This window comes from Rhodococcus koreensis (assembly GCF_900105905.1).
GTDB classification, from domain to species: Bacteria; Actinomycetota; Actinomycetes; order Mycobacteriales; family Mycobacteriaceae; genus Rhodococcus_F; species Rhodococcus_F koreensis.
Window position 1 is genome coordinate 3,142,824 of record NZ_FNSV01000005.1, and the last position, 20,202, is coordinate 3,163,025.

Annotated in this window: 22 protein-coding genes; 11 read left to right on the plus strand and 11 right to left on the minus strand. The window is 68.2% G+C overall.

What is annotated here, in order from left to right:
* Positions 1 to 13 precede the first annotated feature (13 nt).
* On the minus strand, positions 14 to 865 hold the full coding sequence (locus BLV94_RS19035; RefSeq protein ID WP_072947542.1) for an alpha/beta fold hydrolase: 852 nt from the start codon (positions 863 to 865) through the stop codon (positions 14 to 16).
* 87 nt (positions 866 to 952) lie between these two features.
* Between BLV94_RS19035 and BLV94_RS19040 the strand changes: the two genes are divergently transcribed.
* The 3 genes from BLV94_RS19040 (at position 953) to BLV94_RS19050 (ending at position 3,535) form a co-directional block, all read left to right on the plus strand.
* Entirely contained in the window at positions 953 to 1,531 is a 579-nt protein-coding gene (locus tag BLV94_RS19040; protein WP_072947543.1) for a TetR/AcrR family transcriptional regulator, read from the plus strand.
* A 94-nt stretch (positions 1,532 to 1,625) separates the two neighbouring features.
* Positions 1,626 to 2,003 (plus strand): DUF3054 domain-containing protein, encoded by a 378-nt coding sequence (locus tag BLV94_RS19045; protein WP_072947544.1) that lies wholly within the window; start codon positions 1,626 to 1,628, stop codon positions 2,001 to 2,003.
* Positions 2,004 to 2,062: 59 nt separating this feature from the next.
* Positions 2,063 to 3,535 (plus strand): peptide MFS transporter, encoded by a 1,473-nt coding sequence (locus BLV94_RS19050; RefSeq protein WP_072947545.1) that lies wholly within the window; start codon positions 2,063 to 2,065, stop codon positions 3,533 to 3,535.
* A 24-nt stretch (positions 3,536 to 3,559) separates the two neighbouring features.
* Here BLV94_RS19050 and BLV94_RS19055 read toward each other — a convergent pair whose 3' ends face one another.
* From BLV94_RS19055 to BLV94_RS19065, 3 genes are all read right to left on the minus strand, one after another.
* Positions 3,560 to 4,297, minus strand: coding sequence for a sulfite exporter TauE/SafE family protein (locus BLV94_RS19055; RefSeq protein WP_072947546.1), 738 nt, complete (start codon positions 4,295 to 4,297; stop codon positions 3,560 to 3,562).
* Between the two features lie 79 nt (positions 4,298 to 4,376).
* Positions 4,377 to 6,056, minus strand: coding sequence for an NTF2-like N-terminal transpeptidase domain-containing protein (locus BLV94_RS19060; RefSeq protein ID WP_083395612.1), 1,680 nt, complete (start codon positions 6,054 to 6,056; stop codon positions 4,377 to 4,379).
* 96 nt (positions 6,057 to 6,152) lie between these two features.
* On the minus strand, positions 6,153 to 7,961 hold the full coding sequence (locus tag BLV94_RS19065) for a penicillin-binding transpeptidase domain-containing protein (protein WP_072947547.1): 1,809 nt from the start codon (positions 7,959 to 7,961) through the stop codon (positions 6,153 to 6,155).
* A gap of 94 nt (positions 7,962 to 8,055) precedes the next feature.
* On the opposite strand from BLV94_RS19065, the gene BLV94_RS19070 reads away from it, so the two are divergent.
* Both BLV94_RS19070 and BLV94_RS19075 read left to right on the plus strand, forming a co-directional pair.
* Positions 8,056 to 8,622, plus strand: a complete 567-nt coding sequence (locus tag BLV94_RS19070) for a hypothetical protein (RefSeq protein ID WP_072947548.1) — start codon at positions 8,056 to 8,058, stop codon at positions 8,620 to 8,622.
* A gap of 141 nt (positions 8,623 to 8,763) precedes the next feature.
* Positions 8,764 to 10,362, plus strand: coding sequence for an ABC-F family ATP-binding cassette domain-containing protein (locus BLV94_RS19075; RefSeq protein ID WP_072947549.1), 1,599 nt, complete (start codon positions 8,764 to 8,766; stop codon positions 10,360 to 10,362).
* A gap of 32 nt (positions 10,363 to 10,394) precedes the next feature.
* Here BLV94_RS19075 and BLV94_RS19080 read toward each other — a convergent pair whose 3' ends face one another.
* Positions 10,395 to 10,865, minus strand: coding sequence for a nucleoside deaminase (locus tag BLV94_RS19080; protein ID WP_072947550.1), 471 nt, complete (start codon positions 10,863 to 10,865; stop codon positions 10,395 to 10,397).
* A 62-nt stretch (positions 10,866 to 10,927) separates the two neighbouring features.
* Here BLV94_RS19080 and BLV94_RS19085 point away from each other — a divergent pair, with 62 nt between their 5' ends.
* The gene (locus BLV94_RS19085) at positions 10,928 to 11,734 is read left to right on the plus strand and encodes an alpha/beta fold hydrolase (RefSeq protein ID WP_074933772.1); all 807 of its coding nucleotides are present in this window, start codon (positions 10,928 to 10,930) and stop codon (positions 11,732 to 11,734) included.
* Positions 11,735 to 11,737: 3 nt separating this feature from the next.
* Here the strand turns inward: BLV94_RS19085 and BLV94_RS19090 are convergent, their stop codons facing one another.
* The 4 genes from BLV94_RS19090 to BLV94_RS19105 form a co-directional block, all read right to left on the minus strand.
* Positions 11,738 to 12,115 (minus strand): VOC family protein, encoded by a 378-nt coding sequence (locus tag BLV94_RS19090; protein WP_072947554.1) that lies wholly within the window; start codon positions 12,113 to 12,115, stop codon positions 11,738 to 11,740.
* A gap of 67 nt (positions 12,116 to 12,182) precedes the next feature.
* On the minus strand, positions 12,183 to 13,421 hold the full coding sequence (locus BLV94_RS19095; protein WP_072947555.1) for an acyl-CoA dehydrogenase family protein: 1,239 nt from the start codon (positions 13,419 to 13,421) through the stop codon (positions 12,183 to 12,185).
* A gap of 73 nt (positions 13,422 to 13,494) precedes the next feature.
* Positions 13,495 to 14,220 carry an ABC transporter substrate-binding protein gene (locus BLV94_RS19100; RefSeq protein ID WP_072947556.1) on the minus strand — a complete coding sequence of 242 codons (726 nt, stop codon included), beginning with the start codon at positions 14,218 to 14,220 and terminating at the stop codon, positions 13,495 to 13,497.
* A gap of 28 nt (positions 14,221 to 14,248) precedes the next feature.
* Complete coding sequence (locus BLV94_RS19105; RefSeq protein WP_072947557.1) at positions 14,249 to 15,553, minus strand: alpha/beta hydrolase; 1,305 nt, start codon at positions 15,551 to 15,553, stop codon at positions 14,249 to 14,251.
* 67 nt (positions 15,554 to 15,620) lie between these two features.
* Between BLV94_RS19105 and BLV94_RS19110 the strand changes: the two genes are divergently transcribed.
* Entirely contained in the window at positions 15,621 to 16,208 is a 588-nt protein-coding gene (locus BLV94_RS19110) for a phosphoribosylanthranilate isomerase (RefSeq protein ID WP_072947558.1), read from the plus strand.
* A 10-nt stretch (positions 16,209 to 16,218) separates the two neighbouring features.
* Here BLV94_RS19110 and BLV94_RS19115 read toward each other — a convergent pair whose 3' ends face one another.
* Both BLV94_RS19115 and BLV94_RS19120 read right to left on the minus strand, forming a co-directional pair.
* Positions 16,219 to 17,115, minus strand: a complete 897-nt coding sequence (locus tag BLV94_RS19115; protein ID WP_072947559.1) for an alpha/beta fold hydrolase — start codon at positions 17,113 to 17,115, stop codon at positions 16,219 to 16,221.
* Between the two features lie 41 nt (positions 17,116 to 17,156).
* Positions 17,157 to 17,795: an alpha/beta hydrolase family protein gene (locus tag BLV94_RS19120; protein WP_072947560.1), complete on the minus strand. Its 639-nt coding sequence runs from the start codon at positions 17,793 to 17,795 to the stop codon at positions 17,157 to 17,159.
* A gap of 133 nt (positions 17,796 to 17,928) precedes the next feature.
* Between BLV94_RS19120 and BLV94_RS19125 the strand changes: the two genes are divergently transcribed.
* The 4 genes from BLV94_RS19125 (at position 17,929) to couH (ending at position 20,173) form a co-directional block, all read left to right on the plus strand.
* On the plus strand, positions 17,929 to 18,450 hold the full coding sequence (locus BLV94_RS19125; RefSeq protein ID WP_072947561.1) for a hypothetical protein: 522 nt from the start codon (positions 17,929 to 17,931) through the stop codon (positions 18,448 to 18,450).
* Positions 18,451 to 18,507: 57 nt separating this feature from the next.
* Positions 18,508 to 18,714 (plus strand): hypothetical protein, encoded by a 207-nt coding sequence (locus BLV94_RS19130; protein ID WP_072947562.1) that lies wholly within the window; start codon positions 18,508 to 18,510, stop codon positions 18,712 to 18,714.
* A gap of 31 nt (positions 18,715 to 18,745) precedes the next feature.
* Positions 18,746 to 18,901 (plus strand): DUF6131 family protein, encoded by a 156-nt coding sequence (locus BLV94_RS49605; RefSeq protein ID WP_095863450.1) that lies wholly within the window; start codon positions 18,746 to 18,748, stop codon positions 18,899 to 18,901.
* A gap of 105 nt (positions 18,902 to 19,006) precedes the next feature.
* Complete coding sequence (couH, locus tag BLV94_RS19135; protein ID WP_072947563.1) at positions 19,007 to 20,173, plus strand: dihydro-p-hydroxycinnamoy-CoA dehydrogenase; 1,167 nt, start codon at positions 19,007 to 19,009, stop codon at positions 20,171 to 20,173.
* Positions 20,174 to 20,202 lie beyond the last annotated feature (29 nt).

The window sequence follows — 20,202 nt, forward strand, 5'->3', positions numbered from 1 at the left end:
TAACGTCCGGCGGTTAAGAAGTACTCACGGGTGGCGAAGCCGCAAAGGCCCGGATCGCCTCCGCCACCACGTCCGGGCGGTCCTCGGGCATCAACGTGTAGCTGTCCTCGACCTCCCGCAGTCGGGCGTGCGGGTACAGCTCGGCCAGTCGCCGACCGTGGTCGCGGGGCATCACCTTGTCCTCGACCGCCCACAGCACGAGGACCGGCCGGTCGAAGCGCCGGTTCGCCTCCGCCCATTCGCGCAGCGTCGACTTGGGCGGCAGCGACGTCGTGTACTTGCGCAGGTCCCGGCGTACCCGGCGATCGGTGGTCGCGGGGCGGAACCAGCCGTCCATCACCGGTTTCGGCACCGGACGCTTGCTCATCCATCCCCACGCCGCGGGAGCCCGGCGCATCGCCCGGAATCGCAGCGCCTGCATGGTCAGGGCGAGGCCACCGGGGACTGCCACCGCGAGACCGATCGCGCGACCGGGAATTCCCGGTGGGTAGTTGTCGAACGCCTCGCACGGCGTGAGGACGAGGGCCCCGACGCGACTGGTGTCGCCGAGCGCGATCAGCACCTGCGCGCCGCCCCAGTCGTTCTGCACGAGCGTGACGTCCGTCAGGTCGAGTTTCTCGAGGAACTCGCCGATGAGCAGTCCGAGACCGCGCAACGAGAGGTCGGCGTCGGCCCGCATCGGGATGCGGTGCGCGCCGAGCGGGAGGGTGGGGAGAATGCAGCGGAAGTCCGGGACGAGTCGCTCGACCACGTGCCGCCACACGGTGCCGTCGATCGTCAGGCCGGAGACGAACACGAGGACGGGGCCGTCTCCTCCGGTGTCGTCGTACTCGACGGTGCCTGCGGAGAGTTCGATCTGCTTCATGGCGCTCACTCCATTTGATAGATCGTTCTACTGAGAACCAGGTTACGATGGGGTGCGCACTGAGCGCAACGGTCGGAGGCAGAAAAAGTGAACGACACCAAGGCCCGGATCCTCGGCACCAGCAGCGACCTCTTCCGCCGCAACGGCTACACCGGGACCGGACTCAAGCAGGTCGCGACGGAGGCCCGCGCCCCGTTCGGGTCGATCTACCACTTCTTCCCGGGCGGAAAGCAGCAGCTCGGCGAGGAGGTCATCCGCACGTCGGGCGAGGAGTACGCGCGGCTGGTGTTCTCCGTCCTCGACGCGCATCCCGACATCCTCGAGGGGATCGAGGTCGGGTTCCGGCTGGCGGGCGACACCCTGGTGGCCACCGATTACGCGGACGCCTGCCCCATCGCCACGGTCGCACTCGAGGTCGCGAGCACCAACGAGGTGCTCCGCGTCGCTACGGCGGACGTGTTCACGAGCTGGATCGACTCCGGCAGCGCGCTGCTGCGGGCCCGCGGGTTCGGCGAGGCCGATGCGAGGCGCCTGATCCTGGGGTTCGTCACCAGCCTGGAGGGCGCGTTCGTGCTCGCCCGGGCGCTCCGCAGCACCGAGCCGCTCGACGCGGCCGGGGCCACCGTGCTCGCCGCCGCGCGCGCCTGCCTCCCCCCACGTGAGTGAGAAAGCGTCCCCGGACACGCTTTGCCACTCACGGGCCGGGTCGCTGAACCGATCGGGCGGAACGCCGCGTCGACACCACCTCTAGGCTGGCCGTGTGAAGAAGTACCTCCCCGCGCTCGCCCTGGACGTCGTCCTCGTCATCGTGTTCTGCGCCATCGGCCGCCGCAGTCACGACGAAGCCAATGCCCTGACGGGCCTGGCGACCACGGCCTGGCCGTTCCTGTCCGGTCTGGCGGTCGGCTGGCTCGCGACCGTCGCGCTCTACCGCGACAAGTTCGACGCGTTCCTCATCGTCCCGACGGGCATCGTGGTGTGGCTGTCGACGCTCGTGGTGGGCATGCTGTTACGCGTGGTGAGCGGCCAGGGAACGGCGTTCAGTTTCATCATCGTGGCGGGCACGGTTCTCGCTGTGTTCCTCCTCGGCTGGCGCGCAGTCGCGAAGATCGTGACGAAGGCCCGCGCCACCACCTGATACCGGCGAATCCGCCCCGACGGCACACGAACTTCCGCTCGAGGTGAGACAGTTTTCCCATGAGTGACACCATCGATCCGGCCCGGGACGAGCGGCGGTCCGACCGCGGTTTCTTCGGCCAGCCGTTCGCCCTCGCGAACCTGTTCGGCGTCGAGATGTGGGAGCGATTCTCCTTCTACGGGATGCAGGGCATCCTGATCTATTACCTCTACTATTCGGCCTCCGAAGGTGGCCTCGGAATCGCCGAATCGTCCGCGACCAGCATCGTCGGCGCCTACGGCGGCACGGTGTATCTGTCGACCATTCTCGGCGCGTGGATCGCGGACCGGCTCCTCGGCTCCGAGCGAACCCTGTTCTACAGCGCCATCCTCGTCATGCTCGGCCACATCGCCCTGGCGGTGTTCCCCGGCCTGTGGGGTGTGGGCATCGGTCTGGTCTGTGTCGCGTTCGGCAGCGGTGGGCTCAAGGCCAACGCCACCTCCCTGGTCGGCGATCTGTACGACGAGCACGACGAGCGCCGCGACGCCGGATTCTCCATCTTCTACATGGGCATCAACATCGGCGCGCTCGTCGGCCCACTGCTGACGGGCTGGGCCCAGGACGCCATCGGCTTCCATGCCGGCTTCGCGCTCGCCGCGATCGGTATGGCGCTCGGATTGATCCAGTACACACTCGGCCGCAAGCGCCTCCGGGGCATCGGGGCGGAACCGCCCAATCCCCTTCCCCGCGCCCAGCGGCCCAAGTGGATCGCGATCGGCGCCGCCGCGATCGTGGTGATTGCGGCCCTGTCCCTGACCGGGGTGATCACCGCGGCCAACATGTCGGACATCGTGGTCGGCCTCACCATCGTTGCGGCGATCGGCTACTTCGCGATCATGTTGTCGAGTCGCCGCATCACGGCCGTCGAGCGCAGCCGCGTCTACGCGTTCATCCCGATGTTCATCGCCAGCGCGGTGTTCTGGTCGCTGTTCCAGCAGCAGTTCACCACGGTTGCGGTCTACTCCGACAAACGACTCGACCGCAACCTGTTCGGCTGGGACTTCCCGCCGTCGTGGGTGCAGTCCATCAACCCGGTCTTCATCATCATCTTCGCGGGTGTCTTCGCTGCCGCGTGGACGAAACTCGGCCCCCGTCAGCCGTCGTCGCCGATCAAGTTCGCGGCAGGCACGATCATCATGGGTCTCGCGTTCCTGGCGTTCATCCCGATGTCGGGTGGCGGCGCCAACAGCGCACCGCTGCTGGGTCTGGCCGGCATCCTCCTGCTGTTCACGTTCGCGGAACTGCTGCTGTCGCCGGTGGGACTGTCGCTGTCGACCAAGCTGGCGCCCGAGGCATTCCACACCCAGATGGTGGCCTTGTTCTTCCTGTCCGTCGCCCTGGGCACCGCGATGGCGGGCACGCTGGCCAAGTACTACGACGAGAACAACGAGGTCCCGTACTTCACCGCGGTCGGGCTCGGCTCGATCGCCGTGGGTGTGCTCCTCGCTATCGGGGCACCGTGGATCAAGCGTCTGATGAAGGGCGTGCACTAACACCCGCTGCGCTGAGAAACGGTCTCAGCGCACCCACAACCACACGGCCAAACCGAATCCCGCCATCGCGATGACGACGCGGAGGACGGACGGCGGTATCCGCCTGACCACGGGTGGGCCGCACCATCCACCGGCCAGGGCGCCGATCGCCATCGCGGCGGCGGCGCCCCAGTGGACGGGGCCGAAGGCCGCGAACCCGATCGCGGCGACGAGGTTCGCGACGCCGAGGAGAAAGCTCTTCAGAATGGTCGCGCGCCAGATCTTCTCCGAGGTGAGGATCAGGGCGATCGCCAGGAAGATGACACCGGCACCCGCACCGAAGTACCCGCCGTAGATGGCGACGACGAACAGCGACACCGAATAGGTGCGGGGCATGTCCCGCCCGCCGGCCAGCGCCCGCAGCCGGGGTTGCAGCAGCAGTGCCAGCGCGGCGAACGCGACCATGAACGGGACGATCGCCTCGAACGACCCCGCGGGCGCCAACAGCAGGATTCCCGCGCCGACCAGGCCGCCCGCCGCCGAGTACAGCGCCCACCGCCACAGCTTGGGACCGGTGTCGGCGACCTCCCGCGTGGAGTTGGACAGCGCGCCGACGCCGACCGCCACCATCGCGACCGTGTTGGTGACGTTGGCGGTCACGGGCGGCAGACCGACGGCGAGGAGTGCGGGATACGACACGATGGACGCCAGGCCGGTCACGAACCCGACCAGTCCCGCGAAGAACCCCGCTACGACGAGAAGACCGATATCAAGCAGGGACACAAGGTAGAAACTTACCCTTGCTCACTTACTCCCTCAGCGCGGACGGTCCGCCCCTCAGCGCGGACGGTCCCCGTCGTTGTCAGTTCGCCGGCTTCGCCATTTCACGGAAGAGCATGTCGGTCATCTTCACCGCGCGGTCGCCACCGTCGGCGTCGGCGACGAAGACCGCGAAGGCCAGGTCGCCGCGTGAGCCGTAGAACCAGCGGTCGTCGCCGCTCGCACCATTCATGCCCATGAGGTCCGGGTAGCCGTTGAGGTACGACGCACCGCCCCGCACCACGTTGTCGCGCATCATGCCCCGCAACTGGTCGTTGATGTTCGCCGGAAGCGGCTGAGCGGCCACGTCGGTGGTGCCCGGCTGTCCCTGGACGATCATCGGCGCCGGCGCGCTGCCCCGTGCGATCGACGCGGCCAGCATGGCCATCCCGAACGGCGTGACGGCGGGCAGGTCGCTGTCCTTGCGGTTCATCACCTGGTTCATGCCCGACTGGTCGGCGGTGAAGACGGCGGTCTGATGGTCGAGGCCCGGGATGTTGTAGTTCATGCCGAGCCCGAGCTGATTGCCCGCCTTCTCGATGTCCTCGATCGACAGCGAGGACGGGTCGACGCCCTTCTGCAGTCCAGCGGCCCTCTTCACGAGATCGAGGTTCGATCCGGCGGGGTAGAGACCCTGGAACGCGATCGGCCCCTGCTCCATCGCCTGGTTGTTCTGCGCGGCGGCGAGCACGGCGCCGGAGGACGGCTGGATCGCGACGATCGCCGCGGGGGTTCCGACGCTGACCACGGCTTCCTCTGCTGCCAGTTGCAGGTGGGAGTCCACCGTCGCGACGATGTCCGGCCCGGGCGGGCCCTGGAAACCGGCCTGCGGAATGAGCGTGCCGTCGGGGTCGACGAGGTGGACGGCCCAGCCGGCCGTCGCGTCCCGGTTGGCCTGCCACACCTTGCGCAGCGGATCCAGCAACGGTGTCGTGATGCGCCGATCCGACGTGATGAGCTTCGGCGTCTTGATGGTGACGACGCCGGGGATCGCGAGGTCCTCCTCGAGGAATTGCCAGTCCTGGTCGCGCAACAGCACGGCGGTGACCTGCTGGCCGGGCTTCTCGGCCATCTCCGCCATCATCGAGTCGGCCGTCACGAGGGGAGCCACCGGCTCGAGGACCTCCGCCAGACGCCGGGTGGTCGCGACGGGATCGGGCATCGTCGCGGGATCGAGGGTGACCGAGTTGATGGTCTGCTCGTTCATGAGCAGCCCGCCGACGGCGTCGAAGACGCGCGGCGGTGCGGCGTCCGTCCGGTCGTAGCGGACGACGCGCCCGTTGCCCATGTCGGGCGCGAGGATCGACGGATCCCAGGAGATGCGCCAGCCGACGGACAGGTTCCGCACGCCACCCTGAACCTGGTAGCTCCAATCCTTGCCTTCACCGAAATGCCAAGCGGCACCGACGGTGAAGAAGCCGGAATCCGAGCCGAGATCCATGAACTGGGTCACGTCGAACTTGGCGTCCTCGGGATGGAGGCCGTCGAACATCTGCTGAATCGCCGTCTCCGCGGCGTTGGGATAGGAGGTCTGCGCTGCAGCGGCAGCGGCATCGCCCTCGTTCAGTGCGTTGACGAAGTCGTCGACGACCGACTGCGCGGTCGCCTCCTCTTTCGACAGCACGCACGACGCCAGAATTACCGCCAGAACGACAGCCGACGTCAGGGCGATCACGTATCTGTTGCGGCGGCCAAGCGATCGTCCATTCCCCATGTCCACCATCTTGCTTTCAGTCACATGCGTAACAAGCACCATTTGCCTACGAAGGAGTTACGGTTGAGCCACAACTTATCCCCGAACAGCAACGCGTGAACGGGTTTATCGAAGAAAACGCCCCGCAGCCTGCACAGCAGGGGCCGAACTGTCACCTGTTGCAATAAAGACGGCAAATGCTAGGTCGTCCTTGATTCCGACGAACCAGCCGTGAGCGGGACCACTTCCGGACTCGGCCGTGCCAGTTTTTCCGAGCAGCCCCGGAATGTCCTGCAGCGCAGTAGCGGTACCTCCCGTCACAGTTTCGCGCATCATCGTCCGGAGGTCGGCGGTGACGTTCGCGGGCACGGCGGGCGCCGTCGTGTCGGCGGTCCCGGGTTGTCCCCGCACGATCATCGGCGCCGGCGTGGAACCGTCCGCGATCGATGCGGCCACCATAGCCATGCCGAACGGCGACGCAGTGACCTGCCCCTGTCCGATCGCGGACTCGACCCGGGCGGCGGGACTGTCGGCGATCGGCACGTTGCCGGTGACGGTGGTCAGTCCGGGCGTGACGTAGTCGACGCCGAGCCCGAACTGCAGCGCAGCCTTCTGCAGGGCGTCGGGCGGCAACCCGACCGCCAGCCGTCCCATGGTGGTGTTGCAGGACCGGGCGAACGCGGTGTGCAACGGGACCGCGCCGAGGTCGAATTCGTCGTCGTTGGGGATCTGCCTGCCCTCGATGTTCTCGGTGCCGGGGCAGGGCAGGACGGTGTCCGGGGTGGCGGCACCGGCCTGCAGCGCGGCGGACGTCGTCACCGTCTTGAACGTCGATCCCGGCGGGTAGAGGCCGGTGAGCGCGATCGGGCCGAGCGCGTCGGCGGGGGCGTTCTGCGCGACCGCGAGCACCTCACCCGTGGAGGGTCGCAGGGCGACGATCGCGGCCTGCTGCGGCACGTCGGCGAGCGCCCGCTCGGCGGCCATCTGCATCGGGAGGTCGAGGGTCGTCGCGATGTCGGGGGCGTCGGGGCCCTGCTCGCCGGCGACGGTCTTCGCCGAACCGTCCTGACCGACCAGTTGCACTGCCCAGCCCGCGGACGCGTCCTGCCCCTGCTGCCACAGGTCGCCGAGCCCGGCCAGGGTGGGCGAGGCCAGCGCCTTGTCCGTGCTGAGCAACCTGGTCTGCGGGGCGAGCGTGACTCCGGCGAGTTGCCGCAATTGCGGTTCGATCGGCGCCAGGTCCTCGGCCCGCAGCGAGATGGCCGTGACCGGCTTGCCCTGGGCGCCTGCCAGATCCTGCTGGAGCGTGGCCGCGGTGATGGTCGGTGCGATGGGCGACAGCAACGACGCAACCGCCACCGTGTCGGCGCCCTGGTCGAGGTTGACCAGCGTGACGACCTGTTGCTCGAGGATCGGCGCGCCATCCGCGGCGAGGACCTTCGGCGGTGTTCCCGTCGTGGTGGTGTACCGGACGGTGGTGTCGTCGGTGAGTCCGGGTGCGAGCACGGCCGGGTCCCAGACGATCTTCCAGTCGTCGCCTTCCTTGGTGGCGTTGCCGGTGGTGCTGTACTTCCATTCCTGCCCCGGGGCGAACGGCCAGGACACGTCCATCCTGAACGTTCCGCCGTTGTCGCCCGACTCCTGCACGTCGGTGCGGGTGTACGTGCCGTCCCGGTTCCCGAGCCCGTCGTACATGGCCGTGATCGCGGCGGTGGCGGCGGCCGGGTCGGTGGTGAGCGCGGCGGCAGCCTGCACGTCGTCGCTGTTCAGGGCGTCGGCGAACTGCTGCGACACGGTGTCGGGCTGGTCCGGTCCGAAGAGTCCGCAGGCGGAGAGCACCATCGCGAGGACGGCGATTCCGGCGGTGGCCTTCCGGGTGGGGGTGGGACGGATGGGGCTGTGACGAACGGTTGAGGTGCGCACGGACTCGATCATGCCTGACGTGGTGGCGCGCTTCGAATAATCGGTGTAATTATGTAATCAGTGCTGCATCACGGTGATCGTGGCACCCGACTCCCAGGAGGACGCCATGAGAAACGCACAAGGTCCGGGCTCCCGCCGCTTCGGCCGCCCCGGTGGATGGCAGCAGGCGGACGTCCCCGACGCGAGCGACGCGGCCGAGTGGTTCGCCGGCCGCCTTCCCGACGACTGGTTCACCGGCCCCGCGACCGTCGAGGTCGACCGCGAGGAGATCGTGGTGGTCGGCGAATTGCCGCCCGTCGAGTCCGCCGACTCCGGTTCGGAGGCCGCGATCGACGGACGCATTTCCCGGTTCCGCGAAACCACCCGGGGCGATCGAATGCGCATCGCCGACGAGGCCGAACGGCGCTACGGACGCAAGGTCGCGTGGGGCGTCAGCCTCGACGGCCACAAGACGCTGTTCACCCACCTCGCGGTTCCGGTGATGACCCGGCTCCGCCAGCCCGAACGCAAGGTTCTCGACACGCTGGTCGACGCCGGTGTGGCGCGGTCGCGGTCGGACGCCCTGATGTGGACGGTGCGCCTGGCGGGCCAGCACAGCGAACAGTGGCTCACCGAACTCCGTGAAGCCATGGCGAAGGTGGACGACCTCCGCGCCGAAGGTCCCCAGATTTAATTCGATTGCACGGGTATCGGTGGCGTCCTATCGTGAACGTCACCGATGCGCACCGGGCGCGTCAGACAGAGGGGAACGGTCCATTGCTCCTGACGAGGTAGTCACGCGAGTCTTCATCCGCACACACCTCGGGAGTACCCCATGGCCCAGTCATATCTGTCCCTGTCCGACCTCACGTTCACCTGGCCCGACGGCGAGCCTGTCTTCGATGGCCTCGACGCCGTCTTCGGCCCCGGACGCACCGGCCTGGTCGGTCTCAACGGTTCCGGAAAATCCACGCTGCTCCGGCTGATCGCCGGGCGCCTGCGTCCCGACCGCGGGTCGGTGACGGCACAGGGCGAGGTGGCGTACCTGCCGCAGGACATCACGCTCGACCCCACGCTGAAGATCGACCGGATCCTCGGCATCGACGATCTTCGGGCGGCGTTGCACCGCATCGAGTCCGGCGACGGCACGCCCGAGGATTTCGATGCCGCGACCGGCCGCTGGGACATCGAGGAGCGGGCCGTGTCGACCCTGCACCGGCTCGGTCTCGAGCGGGTGCTCGGCAGCACGTCCGACCTCGACCGCACCGTCGGCACCCTGTCCGGTGGCGAGACCGTGCTGCTCGGTCTCACCGCGCAACTGCTGAGGGAACCGGAGGTGCTACTACTCGACGAGCCCACCAACAACCTCGACGGCGCGTCCCGCAGCAAGCTCTACGAGGTGGTGCAACAGTTTCCGGGCACGCTGCTGGTGGTCAGCCACGACCGTGCCCTGCTCGACCTCATGACGTCCATCGCGGAACTGCGCGCCGGCGAGATCCGCATGTTCGGCGGGAACTTCAGCGCGTACCGGGAGATCGTCGAGGCGGAGCAGGCGGCCGCCCGGGCCGCGGTGCGCGACGCCCGCAGCGACGTGCAGAAGCAGAAGCGGGAACTCGTCGAGGCCCGCATCAAGATCGACCGTCGTAAGCGGTACGGGCAGAAGATGTTCGAGAACAAACGCGAGCCGAAGATCGTGATGGGACTGCGGAAGCGGCAGGCGCAGGAGTCGGCGGGAAAGCTGCGGAACAATCACATCGCGAAGGTCGACGAGGCGCGGGATTCGCTGACGGAAGCGGAGAGTGCCCTGCGGGACGACCGCGAGGTGCGCATCGACCTGCCCGACACGGAGGTGTACTCGGGTCAGGAGGTGGTCTCCGTCCGGGACCTGAGCCTGCGCAGCGGACAGCAGGTGTCGCTGGACGTGGTCGGCCCCGAGCGGATCGCGCTCGTCGGACGCAACGGCGTCGGGAAGACGACCCTGCTCGACGCCGTCGTGGCAGCGGGACCGCGGGTGCCGTTCAAGGCCCTGCCGCAGCGACTCGACGTGTTCGACGAGTCGCTGACGGTCGCCGAGAACGTGGCCGCGGCAGCGCCGCACGCGTCGCAGGAACAGATCCGCGCCCAGCTGGCCCGGTTCCTGTTCCGGGGCAACGATTCCGATGTTCTCGCGTCGGCGTTGTCGGGCGGGGAACGGTTGCGGGCCGCCCTCGCGACCATCCTGCTGGCCGAACCCGCCCCGCGACTGCTGCTGATGGACGAGCCGACGAACAACCTCGACCTGCCGAGCCTCGCGCACCTCACGCAGGCGCTGCGCAGTTACCGCGGTGCACTGATCGTGGTCAGCCACGACCGGCAGTTCCTCCACGACATCGGTGTCACCCGGTGGCTGGAAATGACGGGAGAGGGCCTCCGGCCCTGTGCGCCTTTCGGGTAGTCCCGGCTACCACAAAGGCGCACGGGCGAAGCTCATTCGGCGACGCCGATGTCTTCGTGCCACAGTGCGGGCCTGCGCTCGATGAATTCGGCCATGAGGTCGATGCAGTGCTGATCGCGCAGGACGGTGACGTCGACGCCGTTCTCGCGGAGCCATTCGTGACCGCCGGTGAACGTGACGCTCTCCCCCACGACGATCGCGCCGATGTTGAACTGCCGGACCAGTCCGCTGCAGTACCAGCACGGCGACAGAGTGGTCACCATGATCGTCGAGCGGTAGTCACGCTGGCGCCCGGCGGCGCGGAACGCGTCCGTCTCGCCGTGGACGGACGGGTCGCCGTGCTGGACCCGCCGGTTGCGGCCGCGGCCCAGCAGGGTTCCGTCGCCGGCGAACAGCGCGGCCCCGATCGGGATTCCGCCCTCACGTTTGCCGAGTTCCGCCTCGGCGATCGCCACGGCCAGCAGTTCCTCGGGGTCGAGCGCGGGGTTCGGGGGAATCGGCATGCCACCAGTATCGCCCCCGACCTGTGCGCCCGAGTGCAGTCCGCGAGTCGGCCGCGACGCGCGTGCTGCAGACTGGGCGGGTGCAGCACGCTACCAATCCCGTCGACGGCGTCCGGATCGCGTACCAGACCGTCGGCGACGGGGAACCGCTCGTCCTCGTCCACGGCACGGCTCTCTCCCACGCGATCTGGCGCGGATTCGGTTACGTCGCCGCGCTGCGTGATCGGTACCGGCTGATCCTGGTCGATCTGCGGGGCCACGGGCGCAGCGACAAGCCGCACGACGAGGACGCGTACGCGATGGATCTGCTCAGCGGCGACGTCCTGGCGGTCCTCGACCACCTGGAGCTTCCCAGCGCGCACGTGCTGGGGTATTCGCTCGGCGGCCGGGTCGCGCTGGCGTTGGCGGTCGGCGTGCCCGAACGTCTGGAGAGCCTGATCGTCGGCGGTGGCAGCAGCCTCCCGCAGGCAGGCGCGTTCGACCGGCTGTTCTTCCCGGGCTGCATCGACGTCCTCGAGCGGGACGGTATGGAGGCGTTCCTGGGGCAGTGGAATGCCCGGCGCGGGTGGCCGATCGACGCCGGGACGCGGGCGGCGTTCATGGCGAACGACGCGAAGGCGCTCGCCGCGTACATGCGGCGTTCCGGTGTGGAGCCGGGAGTCGACGACGACGTCCTGCGCCGGATCGCCGTCCCCACCCTGCTGTTCGTCGGCTCGAACGACGCCGAGCGGATCGGCGACACCCGGCGGGTGGCGGCGCTGATTCCCGGTGCGTCGCTGACGATCCTGCCCGGTTTCGACCATTCGACGGCGGTGGCCGCGAGCACCGAGGTGCTCGCGGCCGTCGAGCCGTTTCTCGCGGCGGTGTGACCGCTACACCCATTCGACCAACTGGATGATCACCCCGTTCGGGTCGCTCATCTGGAAGTAGCGTTCGCCCCACGGCTCGGTTTCGATGGGCGTCACGATCGGGACGCCCTCCGCCTGCAGTCGCTCGTATTCGCCGTCGATGCCGTCGACGACGAGTGCGATCAGCAGCCCCTGGCCGGCGTCACCGGCGATCCGCGCGGGTTTGAACGTCTCCAGTCCGGTCTTCAGGAAGACCAGATTGAAGCCGACGTCCGCACGCTTGAGCGACACGAAGCCCTCGGCGGCCATCTCCTCGACGAAGCCCAGGTGGGACTTGGCGAATTCGGCCGACGCGACGGGGTCTGCGACGTTCAGCGACAGTGCGCTCGCGGTGACCTTCACGGTGTGTCCTTTCGTTGACGACACCCCACCAACGTACGCCGTACGACATTTGTTCCCGGGGCGGACCTCACATCGCCAGCAGGCCCTTCGCGATGTGCGTCACCTGGATCTCGTTGCTGCCGGCGTAGATCATCAGCGACTTCGCATCGCGCGCGAGCTGCTCGACCCGGTACTCGGCCATGTAGCCGTTGCCGCCGAACAGCTGCACCGCCTCCATCGCCACCTCGGTGGCGGCCCGCGAGGAGTAGAGCTTCATCGCCGACGCCTCCGCGAGACTCACCCGATCCCCCGCCGCCGTGCGCTCGATGGCGTTGAAGACCATGTTCTGCACGTTGATGCGCGCGATCTCCATCTCGGCGAGCTTGAGCTGGACGAGCTGGAACTGGGCGATCTCCTTGCCCCACAGCTTGCGGGACTTGGCGTAGTCGACGCAGAGTCGGTGGCACTCGTTGATGATGCCGAGGGACAGCGATGCGATACCGATCCGTTCGGCCGCGAAGTTCTCCTTCGCGCTGGACTTGCCGTCCGACTTGCCGCCGTCCTCCGTCTCGCCGAGCAGACGGTCGCGGGTGAGGTGCACGTTGTCGAAGAACAGTTCCCCGGTGGGCGAGGAGTTCATGCCCATCTTCTTGAACGGCGCCCCCTGGGTGAGCCCCTCCATGCCCGCGTCGAGGACGAAGGCGAGGACCTTCCGGTCGCGGCGGTCGACGGACGAGTCCCCCTCGTCGAGTTTCGCGTAGACGACGATGACGTCGGCGTAGGGACCGTTGGTGATGAACGTCTTCTGCCCGTTGAGGATGTAGTCGTCGCCGTCGCGGCGCACGTAGGACTTCATGCCGCCGAACGCGTCCGAGCCGGAGTCGGGCTCGGTGATCGCCCACGCTCCGACCTTCTCGAACGTGACCAGACCGGGCAGCCAGCGCTCCTTCTGCGCCAGCGTCCCGCGACTGCGGATGGTGCCCGCCGCCAGCCCGAGGCTCACCCCGAGCGAGGCGACGAGCCCGAGGCTGACGCCCGCCAGTTCGGCGTTCATGATGACGCCCATGCTGCCCGCGCCGCCGAGGCCGCCGGATTTCTCCTCCTTCGCGCCGGCTGCCGCGTCGCCGCTGCGTTCGCGGTCCAGGGACTTCGTGAGCGCCTCCCGGGCCATCTCGTCCAGGCCGAAGGTGGCGAAGAGCTTGCGGATGATGTCGAACGGAGGCAGCTCGCCGGTCTCCAGCTTGTCGACGTGCGGTCGAATCTCCTTGTCGATGAAGCCGCGGATCGCGTCGCGGAACATCAGGTCGGTATCTGACCACTCATACATGCCGGGCACTCCAGTCGCCGAGAGACAAAGGGTTGCCGCAAATATAGAACACGTTCCTATTCTTGGACAGGTGTCATGGCGAGCCACCGTCCGTTCCACCGATCCCGAGCCACTTCGACCGCAGCCGGTCGAGGGTGCCGTCCGCGGCCAGGGCGCGCTGCGCCGACTCGATGCGGTCACGCAGCGCGCGATCACCGGTGCGGACGGCGACGGCGATCTCCTCCCGGGAGATCCCCCGTTCGACCACCTCGACGTGCGGGCGGTCCCGGACCAGCCAGGTGAGGACCGGCGCGAGTTTCATGACGGCGTCGCACCCGCCCGAGGACAGGTCGTCGAGGGCCTGTCCGATCCGGTCGTACGCGTACACCCGGATCGCGCCCACGCGGCCCTCCGCGACCAGGCGATCGACGATCGGCTGACTGGTGTTGCCGTGCTGGACACCGACGGTCAGGCCGCGCAGGTCGTCGACCCCGCGCACGCCCGGATGCCGGGACGTGTCGACGGCCAGGGACTGACCCGACACGAGGTACGGGGCGCAGAAATCGGCACGCGTCCGCCGCTCCGGCGTCACGGTGGTTCCCGAGGCGATGCAGTCGAATTCGCCGTCCGCCAGTGCGTCGAAGATGCCGTTGAAGTCGGTGCCGCGGTACGGGACGAGCGACCAGTCGAGGCCGAGTTCCTGCGCGAGCGCCCGGGTGAACTCAACGTCGAAACCCGCAGGCGCCTCGCCGTCCCGGAACTCGAACGGCGGGTCGGGCAGGGCCGAACCCACCCGCAGTACGCGCGCTGCCGCCGTCATGTCGCCCCTCTCCGGCCGTGGCGGGTGCCTACGAACCGATCAGCCCCAACCGCTGTGCCAGCCAGGGCATTTCCTTCTCCAGTCCCGCCGACCACACCGCGAAGCTGTGCCCGCCAGGCACTTCCACGTACTGCACGTCCATTCCGGCGTTCTTCGCGGCCTGATAGACCTTCTGCGCTCCCGGCTTGTAGGCATCGTCGTCGCTGCCGATCACGAAGACCCCGGCCGAGTCCGGGTATTTGTTCGCCGCCATCAGGTCGAGCGGGTTGACCCTCTTGAACGCCGCCTCGTCACCGCCGAAGCCGTCGTCGAGGGTGCGCTGGTGGTCGCCGAGCGTGGGCGCCTCCTGACCCGAGATGTCGAGGAACGTCGGATACACGTCGGGATAGTTCGTGGCCATCTGCAGCGAACAGGTGCCGCCGTAGGACAGGCCGCCGATGGCCCACGCCTTGGGGTCCGGGTTCACCTGCAGGTTCGACTTCACCCACGACGGAACGTCCTTCGCCAGATACGTGGCCACGTTGCCCAGCTTCGAATCGGTGCACAGGGGGTTCGCGATCTGCGAACCGGTGCCGTCCGCCACCACCACGATCGGGGCCAGTCCATCGTGTTTCGCGGCGAACTCGTTCATCGTGGTGGCGAGCTTGCCTCCGGCGAACCAGTCCTCCGGCGAGCCGGGCTGGCCGGCCAGCATCACGAGCACGGGCAGCAGCGGGCGCGGGTTGGCGAAGTAGGCGGGCGGCAGGTAGATCTCGGCGTCGCGGGCGGCGAACCCCGACGCCGTCCCGGGAACGGCCGCCGTCAGCACCCGTCCCTCGCTGGGCATCCCGGGCGGGGCCGTCCACGACGCGTCGAGCGGCGTTCCCGTCACGACGTTCTCGGTGGAGCTGCCGAGGTCGTTCATCTGGACGCGGTCGAACGGCTCCGCCCCGAATGCCGTGCCCACCGTGGGATAGGCGTCGAACACCCAATTGATCTGCGTCGCGGACGCGAGAAGCACGGCGAGGACCGCGAGAACCGACCCGACGGCGGCTTTCACTGTCCGGCCCGCACGGATCCGCGGCACGAGCAGGATGATCGCGAAGAGCCCCAGACCGATCCACACGTAGATGGACATCTCGATGGGGTCGGGGAACGGCCGGAGAACCTTTTCGACCATCACGTACAGGACGACGGTGACGACCACCGACACGGCCAGGCAGATCGGAACAGCTTTCGTGCGGTACCAGGGGGCGCGGGCGGCGAGCAACCACACGCCGCCGAGCGCGCCGATCCCCGTGAGGATCCAGGGCAGAGGCCCTGAGATCACGCTGACGTCGCTGAGCCATTCCACGTTCCGAAGCCTAGAGCGCGAACCCGCACCGCGTCGGCGACTCGGAGCGACCGGTAAAATTGCGGGGGTGACATTCATCAAGGTGTGCGGCCTGCGTGACGAGGCCTCCGTCGATCTGGCCGTGCGCCTCGGCGTGGACGCCGTGGGTTTCGTGTTCGCCGACAGCGTCCGCCGGATCTCCGCCGAGGAAGCCGCACCGCTGGTCCGCCGGGTCACCGGTCACACGGTCGCGGTGGGCGTGTTCAAGGGGAGTCCCGTTCCGGAGGTGATCGAGATCGCCGCCGCGGCAGGTCTCGGCACCGTCCAGGTGCACGACCTGACCTCCGCCGACGACGTCACCCGGTTGCGGGAGGCGGGCCTCGGCGTGATCCGTGCCGTCGTCGCCGGTGACACCTCGGGCGATTTCGGAGCAGACCGCATCCTCGTCGACGGGGCCACCGCCGGGGCAGGCGTGCCCTGGGACTGGGCGAACCAGAGACGGCCCGACGGCGAATGGATCCTCGCCGGCGGGCTTCATCCGGGCAATGTGCGCGCCGCCGTCGACGCGACCGGCGCGTGGGGTGTCGACGTGTCGAGCGGCGTCGAATCGTCCCGCGGGGTGAAGGATGCGGCGCTGATCGAGCAGTTCGTCGCCGCCGTGCGGACCGGCGACTGAGTCAGTTGAGTCAGCCCGGCATCCCGGCCACCGAATCCTCCACGTCCCACGACGCGAGCACCGTCCGGATACCGACGACCAGCGCGAGCGGCTGATCGATCATCACGTGGTGTCCGGCGTCGGGGATCTCGACGACCACCGCGGTCGGCCCGAATCGGCTGCGCATGCTGTCCATCATGGCGTCGGTGACGATGCCGTTTTCGGCGCGGAAGTAGGCGAGGCGGCAGCGCGGGTCGGACGCACCCAGATGGCCGCTGCCCTCGCGGGAGAAGAACGAGGAATCGAACTTCCACGACCACCCGCCGTCCACCTCCTCCATCGAGGTCTCCGCGACGTGGCGCAGGACGGCGGGCACCGCGGTGTCCTGCGGCGGGACGAACCGGAACCGCTGCAGCGCCACCTCCCGGGACGGGTAGACCTTCTTCGGACCGAAGGCCCGCTGCTTCCGCGCTTCTTCCTCTTCCGGTGTGCGCGCGAGGACGGGCGAATCAATCAGCTGGACACCGGCCAGGTCCTCGCCGAACAGTTGCGCTGCCACGTACGACACCATTCCGCCCATGCTGTGCCCGACCAGCACCGGCGCGCCCGAGATGCCCGCCGGTTTGGCGACGGCGAGGGCTTCCTCCGCCCACCGTTCCAGTCCGTACTCCTGGCGGCGGTCGCTGTCTCCGTGCCCGGTCAGGTCGAGTGCGACGACGCGGCGGCCCGTGGCCAGCATGGGTGCCACATGGTCCCACCATCGGCTGTGGGCGGCGCCGCCGTGGACGAGAACGAGTCCGGGCGTGCCCGTCGGGCCCCACGCGCGGTAGTGGACCTCCGCACCGGCGACGTCCACCCGGCCGATGTCGACCGGGGCCGCCACTGCCGTGGTGAACCAATGGGGCGCGTCCGACTGCTCGTTGCTCATTCACCGAACATACCGACCACGGGCGGACGCTCTCGGCCGCCCTAGAGAAGGTCCAGCATGGCCGCGACCGTGCGTTCGACCACCGGGAACCTGTCCGGGGCCAGATCGTGCCGGGCACCCTCGAGTTCGACGAGCGTCGTCGGAGCGGGGATCAGTGCGAGCGCCGACCGCATTTCGTCGGGGGTCGCGAACGGGTCCTTCGACCCGTGCACCACCACGGCCGGGGTGCGGAGGCCGGGCAGGTGCTCGGTGCGAAGCTTCTCCGGCTTGGCCGGTGGATGCAGCGGGTACGACAGCAGGAGCAGGGCGTCGACGAGACCCGGACGCTCCGAGGCGAGCATGGACGCCTGACGCCCACCGTACGAGTGCCCGCCCGCCCACACCGGCGCCGGCACCAACTCCCGCATCACGGCCACCGCGGCCGCGATGCCCTCCCGGTCCTCCGCCGCCTTCGACGGGTGTGGCGGACCCGACGCTCGGCGCTGCCGGAACGGGAGGTCGAACCGCAGGACCACCACCCCCTGCTGCACGAACCCGTCGGCCACGGCACGCAACAGCTTTGTGTCGCAGTCACTTCCCGCCCCGTGCGTCAGAACCAGCCCGGCCGACGCGTCTCCCGCGGGACGGTGGAGATGTCCGCGCACGCCGTCGCGTTCCAGCAACTCGCTCATGCAGTTCACGGTAGTGGAATGCCGGGCTGTTCCAGTACTCCGGCTGCTGGACCTACCTGCCCGTTGATTGCGATTGGCTCACGGTCTGTTTGCCGGGTTTGCGGGCTGGGTACTTTAACAACACGACTGCTGGGAGTAGCCAATGGACACCATGACCATCATCTGGATCATCGTCGCGATCGTCGTCGTACTCGCCGTGGCCGCGCTGCTCATTGCGGCGTCACGCAAGCGCAACGAGCGCCGCCACCGGGAGGCCGACAGCATCCGCGCGAAGGCGCAGGAGCAGACGTCCGTCGTCGAGAAGCGCGAAGCGCTGGCGGAGGAGACTGCGGCCAATGCACGGAAGGCCCAGGCGGAGGCGGAGGCGAAGGCCGCCGAGGCCAAGCGACTACAGGTCGATGCGCAGACTCACCAGAACACGGCGACCACGTCTCGTGACGACCTGAAGCAGGAGTGGAAGAGGGCGGACGAGCTCGATCCCGAGGTCAAGGCGACGGGTGCCGCCTCGAACGACGCCCGCACCACCGACGCCCGCACCACCGACGCCAGGGCCGCGGACGCCCGCACCACCGACGTCGGACCGGCCAACGCCCGGACCGACGGCACGAGCTCCACGAATACCCATGGAGCACACGCGAAGCCGACCGACACGTCGGCGACATAGCGTTCGGGTACGACAGGTTCACCGGCCCGGTGCCGGTGCCCACACGGGAGGTCGGAAATGCGTATCGGACGGCTCCTGTCGCTGATCGTGATCATCTGGCTGATCATCGGCGCCATCGCCGTGTTCCAGCGCGGCTATTTCAAGGACGCGCAGGCCGATTGCGCCAGCGCGGGAACGATCGCCGTCACCGTGATCGCCGGGCCGCTCAACTATGCGGGTGTCAACCCGAAGATCGATTGTGAAGTGCCGCAACCGAGTCAGTAGTTCCAAGCAGTCAACCGAAAGAGGGAAGACCGTGATCGTTCTCGGACTCATCCTGCTCGTCATCGGCCTCGTCACGGGGATCTCGATTCTCACGACGATCGGAATCATCCTCCTCGTCGTCGGCCTCGTACTTCTGCTGCTGGGCACGACGGGCCGCGCGGTCGGCGGGCGGAAGTACTGGTATTGACGTCGGCGACCGTCCCTAATCATTGACATTATCAATGATTGATAGATAGGTTCCTTTCGGGCATGCAGGCGTGCAATGCGCGCCTGCCGACGAAAGGAACCTTGCATGTCTCCGGTTGCACTGGAACGGACCATCTTCGACGCCGATCACGATGCGTTCCGGGACACGGTGCGCCGATTCGCCGAACGTGACGTCGCCCCACGCCTTCGCGAATGGGCCGATGCGGGGCAGGTCGATCGGGACGTCTACCGTCAGGCAGGCAAGCTCGGGCTCCTCGGGATCAATGTCGAGGAGCGATTCGCCGGTGGCGGAACCGACGACTTCCGTTTCAATGCCATCGTCATCGAGGAACTCTGCCGCGTCGGGGCGCCCGCCGTCGTGATGGGCCTGGCCGGCATCAACGACCTCGTCACGCCCTACCTCGCCTCGCTCGCGAACGAGGAGCAGAAGCACCGATTCCTGACACCCCTGTGCACCGGCGAGAAGATCGGGGCGATCGCAATGACCGAGCCGGGCACGGGTAGCGACCTGGCCGCGATCTCCACGACCGCCGTCGTCGACGGCGACGACCTGGTCCTGAACGGGACCAAGATCTTCATCAGCAACGGCATGCTCGCCGACTTCGTGATCGTCGTGGCCAAGACGGATCCGGCCGCGGGCAAGAAGGGCATGAGCCTGCTGGTGGTCGAAGCCGGAATGGACGGATTCACCCGCAACGGCCCGCTGCACAAGGTCGGGCTGAGCGCCCAGGACACCGCCGAGCTCGTGTTCGACGACGTCCTCGTCCCCCGTGAGAACGTCCTCGGCGAACCGAACGCCGGCTTCGGCTACCTGCGCCACAATCTGCCTCAGGAGCGTCTCAGCGTGGCCGTCACGTCCATGGCGTCGATGCGCCGCACGTTCGACCAGGCCCTGACGTACAGCTGCGACCGCACGGCGTTCGGCCGGAGGGTGGCCGACTTCCAGGCCAACCGCTTCTACCTCGCGGAACTCGCCACCGAGATCGAGATCGCGCAGTGCTTCACGGACCGCTGCATCCTCGACGCCGCGCACGGCGCGCTCGACGAAGTGACCGCCGCGATGGCGAAATGGTGGATCACCGAGCTGCAGCAGCGGGTCGTCCAGCGGGCGGTCCAACTACACGGCGGCTACGGGTACATGCGCGAGTACGACGTCGCGCAGGACTACCTCGACTGCCGCGGCGGGCCGATCTACGCCGGCACCACCGAGATCATGAAGGAGATCATCGGGCGCAGGCTCACACGGTCCTGACGGGTCCGATTGCCCGCGTGAATGATTCA